Source organism: Mammaliicoccus fleurettii (assembly GCF_002018435.1).
Lineage (GTDB): Bacteria > Bacillota > Bacilli > Staphylococcales > Staphylococcaceae > Mammaliicoccus > Mammaliicoccus fleurettii.
In genome coordinates this window covers 80,892-92,035 of record NZ_MWJM01000010.1, presented here as the reverse complement: position 1 = coordinate 92,035, position 11,144 = coordinate 80,892, and the positions used below count along the sequence as shown (strand labels likewise).

At 30.9% G+C, this 11,144-nt stretch carries 12 protein-coding genes; 5 read left to right on the top strand and 7 right to left on the bottom strand.

Translation table 11 applies throughout. The annotated features are described in order from the left end of the window. From B2G86_RS09370 to sarA, 5 genes are all read left to right on the top strand, one after another. A partial coding sequence (locus B2G86_RS09370; RefSeq protein WP_142242933.1) for a PTS sugar transporter subunit IIBC family protein occupies positions 1-769 on the top strand: 769 nt, incomplete at its 5' end. Positions 770-793: 24 nt separating this feature from the next. Continuing rightward, on the top strand, positions 794-2,839 hold the full coding sequence (locus tag B2G86_RS09365; protein ID WP_078357839.1) for a BglG family transcription antiterminator: 2,046 nt from the start codon (positions 794-796) through the stop codon (positions 2,837-2,839). Positions 2,840-2,845: 6 nt separating this feature from the next. Next, positions 2,846-3,280 (top strand): PTS mannitol transporter subunit IIA, encoded by a 435-nt coding sequence (locus tag B2G86_RS09360; protein WP_078357838.1) that lies wholly within the window; start codon positions 2,846-2,848, stop codon positions 3,278-3,280. After that, the gene (locus B2G86_RS09355) at positions 3,280-4,398 is read left to right on the top strand and encodes a mannitol-1-phosphate 5-dehydrogenase (protein ID WP_078357837.1); all 1,119 of its coding nucleotides are present in this window, start codon (positions 3,280-3,282) and stop codon (positions 4,396-4,398) included. The genes B2G86_RS09360 and B2G86_RS09355 overlap by 1 nt, the downstream gene beginning before the upstream one ends. A 384-nt stretch (positions 4,399-4,782) precedes the next feature. Then, positions 4,783-5,151 (top strand): global transcriptional regulator SarA, encoded by a 369-nt coding sequence (gene sarA, locus B2G86_RS09350; protein WP_078357836.1) that lies wholly within the window; start codon positions 4,783-4,785, stop codon positions 5,149-5,151. Between the two features lie 59 nt (positions 5,152-5,210). Here sarA and B2G86_RS09345 read toward each other — a convergent pair whose 3' ends face one another. The 7 genes from B2G86_RS09345 to B2G86_RS09315 form a co-directional block, all read right to left on the bottom strand. Next, a complete protein-coding gene (locus B2G86_RS09345; RefSeq protein WP_078357835.1) occupies positions 5,211-5,993 on the bottom strand; it encodes an alpha/beta fold hydrolase in 783 nt (260 codons plus the stop codon). Positions 5,994-6,125: 132 nt separating this feature from the next. Further along, complete coding sequence (locus tag B2G86_RS09340; protein ID WP_078357834.1) at positions 6,126-6,842, bottom strand: hypothetical protein; 717 nt, start codon at positions 6,840-6,842, stop codon at positions 6,126-6,128. Positions 6,843-6,933: 91 nt separating this feature from the next. After that, a complete protein-coding gene (locus B2G86_RS09335) occupies positions 6,934-7,461 on the bottom strand; it encodes an SA0570 family protein (protein ID WP_078357833.1) in 528 nt (175 codons plus the stop codon). Between the two features lie 124 nt (positions 7,462-7,585). Further along, positions 7,586-8,365 carry an alpha/beta fold hydrolase gene (locus B2G86_RS09330; protein ID WP_078357832.1) on the bottom strand — a complete coding sequence of 260 codons (780 nt, stop codon included), beginning with the start codon at positions 8,363-8,365 and terminating at the stop codon, positions 7,586-7,588. Further along, positions 8,362-9,057: an HAD family hydrolase gene (locus tag B2G86_RS09325; RefSeq protein WP_078357831.1), complete on the bottom strand. Its 696-nt coding sequence runs from the start codon at positions 9,055-9,057 to the stop codon at positions 8,362-8,364. Before B2G86_RS09325 ends, B2G86_RS09330 begins: the two co-directional genes overlap by 4 nt. Before the next feature lie 145 nt (positions 9,058-9,202). After that, positions 9,203-10,180 carry a FecCD family ABC transporter permease gene (locus B2G86_RS09320; RefSeq protein WP_078357830.1) on the bottom strand — a complete coding sequence of 326 codons (978 nt, stop codon included), beginning with the start codon at positions 10,178-10,180 and terminating at the stop codon, positions 9,203-9,205. Then, a complete protein-coding gene (locus B2G86_RS09315; RefSeq protein WP_078357829.1) occupies positions 10,173-11,060 on the bottom strand; it encodes an ABC transporter substrate-binding protein in 888 nt (295 codons plus the stop codon). The genes B2G86_RS09320 and B2G86_RS09315 overlap by 8 nt, the downstream gene beginning before the upstream one ends. Positions 11,061-11,144 lie beyond the last annotated feature (84 nt).

Here is an 11,144-nt window from a genome sequence, read left to right as displayed (position 1 = left end):
AGCAACATCATATGGTGCTGGTATCATCCATTTCCTAGGTGGTATTCATGAAATTTACTTCCCATATGTATTAATGCGTCCTTTATTATTAGTTGCCGTTATTTTAGGTGGTATGACTGGTGTAGCTACATTCAGCATATTCGACTTTGGTACAACAGGTCCTGCATCACCAGGTTCAATTTTAGCCTACTTCGCAATAACGCCTAAAGGTAGTTATTTAGTCATGTTACTAGGTATCTTCCTAGCAACTTTAGTTTCATTCTTAGTAGCATCTATTATATTGAAAGTAACTAAAGATCCTGAAAGTGACCTTGAATCAGCAACTGCTGACATGGAAGCTCGTAAAGGTAAAAAATCTTCTGTAAGTGGTGCTTTAACTGGTGCTGATAAAGAAGACAAAGAAACTTCAGATGATGCTGAAGAAAAAGATGAATCAGATGGATTATTAGATGAGTATGACACTGAAAATGTAGACGCACATGATTTCTCAAATGTTCAAAAAGTTATTTTCGCTTGTGATGCTGGTATGGGTTCAAGTGCAATGGGTGCCGGCATGTTACGAAATAAATTCAAAAAAGCTGAATTAACAAATATTGAAGTAACAAACACTGCTATCAACCAATTACCAGATGATGCAGATGTCGTAATTACTCAAAAAACATTAACAGATAGAGCTATTAAAAAGAATCCAAAAGCGATTCATATTTCAGTAGATAACTTCTTGAATTCACCAAGATATGAAGAGTTAATTAGCGAATTGAAAAAATAATTCTAAACAAAGGAGTGAAGGTCGATGATGATAAGTAACCGAGAAAAAAGCATTCTCAAATTACTATCTGAGCGTCTTCACTCTTTTTTAACGATTCATGACATTGCTCAAGACTTAGGTATTTCGTCTAGAACCGTGCATAGAGAAATGAAAAGTGTTGAAGATACACTCAATAAATATCACCTTTCCTTAACAAGAGTGCCTAAATTAGGACTCCGCATTGAAGGTGAACCACAAAATATTGATACTTTCGTTCAATCATTAAATGAACAACATACGATTGATTTATCTGATGAAGAGCGAAAAGTGATTATTTTATACAATTTGATCCAATCTAAAGATCCAGTGAAATTATACAGCTTAGCTAATGAAATTGGTGCTTCAACACACACACTGAATAAGATTATTGAGCAGTTAGAGCCTGAGTTAGAAACCTTTGAACTATCGTTAGAACGAAGGCGCGGCGAGGGATTAATTTTAAATGGTGAAGAAGTAAATAAAAGACAACTATTAGCTAGATTTATGTTAGAAAAGTTAGACGGAGATAGCGTCTATTCTGTTGTTGAAGATCATTTTGTATATCACACATTAAATGAGACACATTTACAAGGTATCGTTGATATCGATAGATTATTTAATGTTGAACGGTTGTTAATGGATGAGCTTGGTACACTGCCCTATACATTAACAGAAGCTAGTTATTTAACTTTAACGATTCATATTGTATTAGCAATTGAACGTATTAAGCAAGATGGTCATGTAGATATTGAAGATGATATTTTAAACGAATTGATTTCAACAGATGAATTCAAAGTATCAGAAAGACTGACTAATGTGTTAAGTAACATTTATGATGTCACATTTAATCATTCGGAAATAGCATTTATCACAATGCATTTAAGAGGTGCAAGGCGACGTCATGAAGCAACATCATATGAGAGCACCGAAACGCATGAACAACGTGTAACGGAACTCATTGATTTTGTAAAAAGCGAAGGATTTTCTTTCAAAGATGAAGAGTCATTATTTAAAGGTCTAAATTTACATTTAGAGCCCGCTATTAACAGATTGGAAGCCAATATTGAAACATACAATCCGCTTACTGAAATGATCGAAACATATGATAAAGCATTATTCGAAGCTGTTTCGTCAGGTTTAAAGATTGTATTCAGTAATTATCATTTTCCAAAAAGCGAAGTAGCCTATATCGCACTTCACTTTGGTGGTATGTTAAAAGCCAAACAAAGTCGTTCATTACATGTATTAGTTGTTTGTAGTAGCGGCATTGGTACAAGTCGTATCCTATCCAATCGTTTGAAACAACATTTTTCTGAAATTACGCAGACGACCGAAGTATCCGTCAGTAGTTTAAAATCGATTGATTTCTCGATGTATGATGGCATGATTTCTACAGTTGCAGTTGATACTAAATATCCACACATTACAGTGAACCCATTATTACCGGAACAAGACGCTGAAAATGTTAAATATTTCTTGAAATTACAACATTCAATTGTTCAAAGGCAACAAGACAATCTGTCTAAAGAACAGCCAATATCATATGAAGATTATGATCATACAGTTTCTTTTATAGAAGAAAGCTTATCATTAATTCAAAATATGATAGTTGAAAAGAAGAAAGTAACACAGCTCAATCGCTATTTAGTTCAAACGTTATCTAAAAATCACATTATTGATGACACGCATAGTTTCAACGAAAAACTTAGTAAAAGAATAGAACTACAAGGCTTTGCATTAACAGATTATCCAGTTGCTATACCTCATTTATCAGATGAACTTATTAAAAAACCACAGCTGATTATAACTGAATTAACTAAACCTTTAATGCTTAGAACGATAGAGAATGAAGAACAAGAAGTAAATTGGCTCGTAAGTATGTTCATACCGAAAAATTCAGAACAAGGTCAATTTATGAGTGAAGTATCATCCTTAATTACTGAGCATCTGGATGATATTGATCAGTTGTTAAACGATAGAGTGCTAATAGAAAATACACTCAAATCATTTTTCTTAAATAAATTAAAACAAAAATTAACGAAAACGGAGTGATTTAATATGACAAACTTATTTAATCCACAAAACATTTTTATGAACTTATCAGTAAACTCACAAGAAGAAGCTATCGAAAAAGCTGGACAAGCTTTAGTTGAAGACGGTGCAGTAACTGAAAAATATATCACTGCTATGAAAGAACGCGAACAAATTGTTACAACTTACATGGGTAACTTCTTAGCAATTCCACATGGTACAGATGAAGCAAAAACAGAAGTATTAAAATCAGGTCTCGTATTACTTCATATTCCAAATGGTGTTGATTGGGATGGAAACGAAACTAAAGTTGTTGTTGGTATAGCTGGTAAAGACGGTGAACATTTAGATATTCTTTCACAAATCGCGATTGTATTTAGTGAAGAAGAAAATGTAGAACGTGTCATCAACGCTCAATCTAAAGAAGAAATTCTTGCTATCTTTGAGGAGGTTGAACTTTAATGAAAGCCATTCACTTTGGTGCCGGTAATATCGGTCGAGGTTTTATAGGTAAAGTATTAAGCGATAATGGCTATGATGTGACATTCGTCGATGTTAATGAAAATATTATTAATCAAATTAATGAAGAAAAAGCGTATCAAGTAGTCATTGCTAACAAAGAAAATACTAAAGAACCCGTATCAGGTGTTAAAGGTATAAATAGTATTACTGAAACAGATAAATTAAAAGAAGCAATTTTAGAAGCAGATGTAATCACAACTGCAGTAGGTGTTAATATCTTACCAATCATCGCTAAATCTTTCGCACAATTTTTAAAAGAACGCGAACCTGGTAAAACATTAAATATTGTTGCTTGTGAAAATGCCATCATGGCAACGGATCAACTTAAAAAAGCAGTATTAGATATTACAGGACCTTTATCAGATGATATAAGTTTCCCTAACTCAGCAGTAGACCGTATTGTACCTCAAGGTCAAAAAGAAGGTTCATTAGATGTATTAGTAGAACCTTTCTTTGAATGGGTTGTTGAAGCTTCTAAATGGCAAGGTACTCAACTTGAAGATGTTCATTATGTTGATGATTTAACACCTTATATCGAAAGAAAATTATTAACTGTGAACACTGGTCATGCTTACTTAGCATATTATGGCCAATATAAAGGTTACAAAACAATCCTTGAAGCGATTCAAGATAAAGAAATTAATGACGGTTTACATGAAGTATTAAATGAAACAGGTGAATACCTCGTTGCAAACTTTGACGAGTTTACAAAAGAAGACCAAGCATATTATATTGAAAAAATAATTGGACGCTTCAATAACCCCTACTTATCTGATGATGTTACAAGAGTCGGACGTGGTGTGTTACGTAAAGTTGGACCAAATGATCGTATCGTAAAACCTTTAGTAGCTTTATCAAAAACAAATCAAAAACATTCAGAACTCGTAAAAGCATTATGTTACTTGCTTGAATATCAAGACGATAATGATAAAGAAACAGTTGAAAAAAACAACTATATCAATGATCATAGTGTTGCTGAATTCTTAAACAAATATGCAGAACTAGATTCAAATATTATTGAAGAAGTAATTATTCAATACACTTCTATTAAAAAATAACATTTTAAAAAGCCGTATTTTTAAATACGGCTTTTTACATGAATTAAATATATAATATTCTCATTTAATATTAGAATATTTCGTAATTCTCGATTTATTTTATTAGTAGAATTAATAATAATCTTACACTTAAATTTTATAGGATTATATTATATGTCCCTTTCGTTTGTGACAATTATATTATTTATATTATTATTTAATTAAATCCTACTCTTATTAGTTTACATACACTTATATTTAGGCTAAAATAAGTAAATAATTGATAAACGGAAATTATGAATTAAAAAATTAAAAACGCTTTCAAATTGATTAGACAAGCCTTCACGCTATATTGTATTTTTTCAATCATTGGAGCAAAATACTCACTATCTAGGGGGATTCAAAATGGCAATTTCTAAAATAGAAAATTGTTCAGATTTATTAGCACTTGTTACTTATGTGGACAAATTAAAATCTATCATTAAGAAGGATTTTTCACTTAGCTTTGAAGAATTCGCAGTTTTAACTTATATTAATGAAACAGATGAAGAAGAATATCATTTGAAAAAAATCATTAATAAATTAAACTATAAACAGCCACAAATTGTAAAAGCTGTTAAAAACCTATCACAACACGATTACTTTACTAAAAGAAGAAATGAATACGATGAACGTACAGTTTTAATTTTAGTTAATAAAAAGCAACGCAAATCTATATCAGAAGTTCTTGAAAAAATTGATAAAGAAATCGCAAAGACTGAAATAAACGATTAATATATAAACAAAACAGATTAAGGGCTGGGACAAATTAATTGTCTCAGCTCTTAATCTGTTTATATTACTTGCTTATCTCTTACGTTTTGATTCAAAAATTTAGAAACAACTTTTTTGAATTTTTCGCTTTCCTCGATAAAGGGTGCGTGACCTGAATGTTCAAATATTTCTATTTGTGCACTTTTAATATTTTCAGTTACATTATCTATATCAAAAGGATCGTATTTGCCTTTCACAATAAGTGTAGGTATGTTTATATTATCTACTTTTATATTGATTCCATTTATAGACCTAACTGATATTGCATCTTCTTCAGCCGACATGCGATAATATTTTTTCACTTCTTGATACCATTTAAATGTTGAGTTCGTATCATGAAATATTTCATTAAACAGAATTAACATCGCTTCTTCTTTACTAAACCCTGCTACTATATCTCTATGTTTAGCGATTAATTTAATAAATGGTTGTTTACCTTGATTAGATATTGACGATACAATTACTAACTTTTCAACTTTTTCTGGATGTTGATTAGCAAATTCTTGTGCTATAACGCCACCCATATCATGCCCCAAAATATAAGCTGATTCAATTCCCTCAGAATCCATTAAGTCTATAATATCATCGATATGATTTTGTATAGAAAATGATTGTGGCTTTTCAGATTTACCGTGCCCTCTTGAATCCATTGTATAAGTTGTATATTGATCTTTCAGAAGTTGTACCGTTGAATGAAATGTAGCTAAATTCATACTTAATGCATGTAACATAATAAGTGGTTTACCGTTACCGTGCTTCTCATATACTATATGAGTCCCATCCCTTGCTATTAATTCTCCCATAATCTGTACCTCCCTACTTTACAGTAATAATATACCCCTTTTACAATTTTTCACACTTATAATATTAATTTAATACCATAAACAAAAATGCAGAAAATGATTGTGGTCGACTAATCATTTTCTGCATTTTTATTATACATATTTTCTTGTTGAATATATCATTACAAAATATAAGATTATAAATAAAATAATCAACCAACTACCAAATGTTGTAATCATGATTGCCATTTCATTAGTAGTTATAGCAGCAATTGTTTTCTGTATTACTGCCAAACCCATTGCAGCCACTTCAAGCTTTTTCAAAAATAATGACACAACAACAAGCAGGACGCCAACCACAAAAATAGCTTGAAAGACAGCTATTGGTATAACATACATGCCTAATGATAAGCCGAATATTTTTAAAATGCATAAAATAATACCAATACTAAATAGCAGTATATTCGTCATCATGAGCTTTTGATTAGGATATAAATAACTGTGTTTCTTAATGATTATATATATAACAAGTGAAATTGAAAGGATAACTACAAAATAGAATATATATAATCCCGTTACAGCACTAAATGGAATTAATTTTTTATCAAATAAATATGCCATTAATAAGAAGTTAAGTATATAGAAAAGAATAGGATTATAGTTCACTATCACGATATTTCGTTCTACAATTTGAAGAATTTCCGCATGTGATTTATGTCTATATTCAGCATAGTCTATGTCTTTCTCATCAGACTTTTTCATATCTTTCTTTAATGAATGCTGCACTTTATCAATTTGTTTAGGTAAAATTCCGACATGTTGTAAATAGTCGTTCACATTTTCCAGCAATACTTCATTGTTTGGACGCATATATACACCACCTTCATTCTAATATTGTATAAATTAATCCCCCATTATGCAATATGTTATTACATAATGGGGGATTATATTCATCATTTATTTAGTATTTACCTAAATCAATACGATATACTTTAAATTGTTTACTTTTCGGAGTTGCTTTTGAAAGTTGGAAGTGCGCTTGATCGTTATTCACGTAAGCATAACCACCAGTATATTGATTATTTTGTACACGTTTAGTCGTATTATCACCTAGCACTGAAACAAGTGATTTCAGATTCACATTTGTTAAATCGTCGTAAATCATTGTAATTCGTTTCACAGTTTCTTTACCATCGTGGACTTTTGCAGTAATAATCATATGCCCATTTGCACTATCAAATTCATAATAATTCTCTCTGCCATTACTATCATCAGAGTATGAAAACATTACGTTAGGATACTTTGATTTAATTTTAGAAATTTTATCTCCAATTTTAATACCTTCAATTGCAACCGTACCGTCTTTATAAGATTGTACATTATCATCATTAATATTTAATTGTTTATCAGTTGCAGCATTTGCCTCAGCAAAAGTTGAAAATGGTAATACCATAAGGACCATCGCTATAATTAAGAGACATTTTTTCATATGAGGTTCTCCTTCAGTCTATGACTTATATGCTATGCATTTAACTGAGTATATTATAACACACACATTACAAAATGACCACTTTTGTTACAAACATGTAACAAATGCATTAACACGCCGTAATTTAATCTAAAAATTCATTAAGTACTTTTATAAACTTTTCATTTTCTTCTACAAAAGGTAGCTCTCCTGATTCTTCAAATAGCTTAAATTCAGCATTAGGTAATAATTCAGCAACTCGTTTACCTTCACTATATAATATCTTTCCATCATACAATCCAGATATAATCAGTGTCCTTACCTTAATCTCTGATAATAATGAGACAATGTCAAAATCTTTAAACGAGCGCTTAATCGCAATTTCTTCTTCCATTGTTTGTAAATCATTAGATGGCATGTGAGATTTAACAAACTTTTTAGCTTGTTTTATATTTTTATATCTAAATCTTAATAAATATTTTTCTCTCTCTTGTTCAGTCATTGTTCTGATTTCGTCAGCATGTCTATCGTAAATACGATTATCTGGAAATGTCGTATGATTATCGGTTGGATTAATCAATACCATACCATTTATAAGACTAGGATTTTTATATGTTAAACCTGTTGCAATAGTAGCTCCAAGTTCTAAACCAATTACATAAGCAGAATCAATAAATAATGCTTTAATCAATTGTTGTATATCTGAAATATAATCATCTACTCGACTATCACTAAGGGTATCACTTAGTCCATGACCTCTTAAATCAATGGAAATCACTTGGTATTGTTTGCTCAATTTTTTAATGATCGGTGTAAATACTTCCATATCTTGAAAAACACCATGCAGTAAAATAACAGGATATCCATTACCTTTCGTTTTATAATGAATCGCAACATTTTCTTTAGTTAAAAATAATTTCATCATGCATCACCTCTTTCGATTTTTGTACAAACTTCTATTAAATCGCTTAAACTTTCAATCGTATAATCTAATTCATCCTCTTCAGGTGTACCTAATACAGAATTAGCCATCCATACAGTAATCATACCCATGGCGTGGGCTGCAGCAATATCATTTAAAGGACAATCGCCAACATAAATAGCATTCTTGGCAGTAACACCTAGATGCTTCATAATGTCTTCAAATATTACAGGATCTGGCTTTCTAACGCCAACTTCATCAGACGTTGAAACATAATGTATATATGGATATATCCCAATTGCATTCATAACATGTGTGATATCTTCGCTTTTACCGTTCGTCACTACACCTAACTTATAACCCATGTTTCTTAATTTTTCTAAAACAAACAATGTATCATGAAAAGGAAAATGATATCTATAATGATGCATCTTATAATCATTATAAAACGTTTTCCAAGAAATTCTTTCTATATTTAATTTTTTAACTAATTCTTGATATACCCATTCAATATCTTCTAACCCATAGGGATTCAATGTTAAATATACCTTTTCAAAATCACGTCTTTGGACTGTAACCATCAATTCATGAAATCGTTCAAATTGTTCTTCCAAAAATTTCATTCGTGATTTCTCACGATCAACAAGCGTATCTTCCAAATCAAAAATAATCGCTTGAATATCACACGAACACATGTCATCATCCCTTTCATAGAAACATTTTAAACTATTCCATAAAGAAAGCAATACAATTCTTCAATAGAAAACACCAATCCTTTGTATACAGCTCTAAAGGACTGGTGCAGTAACGCTAATTTAAGTTTATATTATAAATGCGCGTTTAACCTTTTTCTTTTTTTCGTTGTTCAGTAATCATTAAGTACATCATGATTGGAATTGCGATGATTGATAAGACAATTCCAACAGGTATTTGTATCGGGCTTATAATCACTCTTCCAACTGTATCTGCAATAAGTAATAAAGACCCACCTATTAGTAGATTTAATATCATTTGAATACGGACAGATACTTTATAAACTCTACGAACTACTTGAGGAACAATCATACCTATAAATCCAATAATACCTGTAAAGCTAATAATGACCGCCGTCATGATTGCTGCTATTAATAAACAACACCATGAAACTACTCGAACATTGACACCAAGTGTTATCGCTTTGTCATCACCTAATTGAATAATTTTAATAAAATGACTCATTGCAAATAAAAATATAATACAAATGAGTGTAACGCCTCCTGTAATTTCTACAGTTATTGTCTCAGCCGACGAAACACTTCCGAACATATAAGAGACCATACTATTCACTTTATTTGGCTTAAGTAACAATAATATATAAAGTGCTGAACTGAAAAATGCTCCTATAAATATACCAGATAAGATCATGGTCGCTACGTGAAATGTCTTAACCATCGTTTCTGTAATTAATACAACTATAATAAGTGTTAACAAACTAAAAAATATAGAAAATAATGGTACAAACCATATCGAAACACCTAAGAATACAGCTAATGCACTACCAAATGTTGCACCGCTTGCTAAACCTAATGTAAAACTATCTGCCAATGGATTATTTAATATCGTTTGGTATATTTGACCACTTAATACAAGTCCCATACCAGCAATTAATGCTAACAAAGTTCTAGGTACTCTTAGCTTATAAAATATTGTCCAATCTAGTTGATTTTCAAATTTCCATGTTATACCAGTTGAGCCAACAAACAATGAAATAACAATAGCTAACAATAGAACGAGAAACCATAATGTAAGCAGTTTATAGATTTTTATATTTTTAGTCATAAACTTTATCTGAAAGTTCTTTTAACCCTTTAGCAAGTCTAGGACCTGGTCTTGAAATCATATCTGCATTTAAAGCATGAACATGTTTCTCTTTAACAGCCTTAACTTGCTCAAAGCCATCTCTATTGTTATTTAATTTCTGATATTCATCTTCATTTTGTCCGCTTGTCGTAATCATCACATCCGGATTCCTTTTTAAGATGCTTTCTTTATCTGTTTTTATCCATCCTTCTTGGTCATGATAAATGTTTTCTGCTTTTATAGAATTTAACATATCATCATAAAATGTATTCGATCCTGAAGTATAAATATCTGGCTGTGAAGATATTTCCATAAAGACCTGTTTACCTTGTTGTTCTTTAGGGACTTCTTTAATAACATTGTTTATTTCACTTTTAACTTTACGAACGAGTTGTTTAGCTTCTCGTTCTTTACCTGTAACTTTACCAACTTGTTTAAACGTTTCATACATTTCATTAATTGAATTTGCATCATCAATATAAACCACTTTAACACCTGCATCACTCAATTTTTTCAAATCTTTTTCTTGAGTAGATTGATTAGATTCATGCGCTAAAATTAAATCCGGTTTTGCTTTTAATAAAGCTTCTGTATCCAATTTAAAAGCATCGAATTTCTTTTTATTTTTAACATCTTTAGGATAATCATCGACTGTTGATACCCCAACTACTTTATCCCCAAGTCCTAATTCATATAATATCTCTGTGTTGCTTGGAATCAACGACACGATACGCTTATCTTCTTTTTTATCCGTTGATTCTTGCTTCGTTTCTTTATTACTATCAGAATTCCCACTTTGGCAACCTGATAGCACAATCAAAGCCGCTAAAATTAAATAAATTACATTCAGTCTTTTCATAACTTCTCTCCTCAGCATGTTTATTAAAAAATGGTACACAAAAAGGCACAGCTCAAATAAGATTGAGCTGCACCTCAATTAAAA

Excerpts from the sequence above, each read along its gene's own strand:
- B2G86_RS09340 (WP_078357834.1), bottom strand. The coding sequence starts at position 6,842 with ATGCGTCCAAACAATGAAGTATTGCTGGAAAATGTGAACGACTATTTA.
- B2G86_RS09330 (WP_078357832.1), bottom strand. The coding sequence starts at position 8,365 with ATGATGAAATTATTTTTAACTAAAGAAAATGTTGCGATTCATTATAAA.
- B2G86_RS09365 (WP_078357839.1), top strand. The coding sequence starts at position 794 with ATGATGATAAGTAACCGAGAAAAAAGCATTCTCAAATTACTATCTGAG.
- B2G86_RS09355 (WP_078357837.1), top strand. The coding sequence starts at position 3,280 with ATGAAAGCCATTCACTTTGGTGCCGGTAATATCGGTCGAGGTTTTATA.
- B2G86_RS09345 (WP_078357835.1), bottom strand. The coding sequence starts at position 5,993 with ATGGGAGAATTAATAGCAAGGGATGGGACTCATATAGTATATGAGAAG.
- B2G86_RS09335 (WP_078357833.1), bottom strand. The coding sequence starts at position 7,461 with ATGAAAAAATGTCTCTTAATTATAGCGATGGTCCTTATGGTATTACCA.
- sarA (WP_078357836.1), top strand. The coding sequence starts at position 4,783 with ATGGCAATTTCTAAAATAGAAAATTGTTCAGATTTATTAGCACTTGTT.
- B2G86_RS09320 (WP_078357830.1), bottom strand. The coding sequence starts at position 10,180 with ATGACTAAAAATATAAAAATCTATAAACTGCTTACATTATGGTTTCTC.
- B2G86_RS09315 (WP_078357829.1), bottom strand. The coding sequence starts at position 11,060 with ATGAAAAGACTGAATGTAATTTATTTAATTTTAGCGGCTTTGATTGTG.
- B2G86_RS09325 (WP_078357831.1), bottom strand. The coding sequence starts at position 9,057 with ATGTGTTCGTGTGATATTCAAGCGATTATTTTTGATTTGGAAGATACG.
- B2G86_RS09360 (WP_078357838.1), top strand. The coding sequence starts at position 2,846 with ATGACAAACTTATTTAATCCACAAAACATTTTTATGAACTTATCAGTA.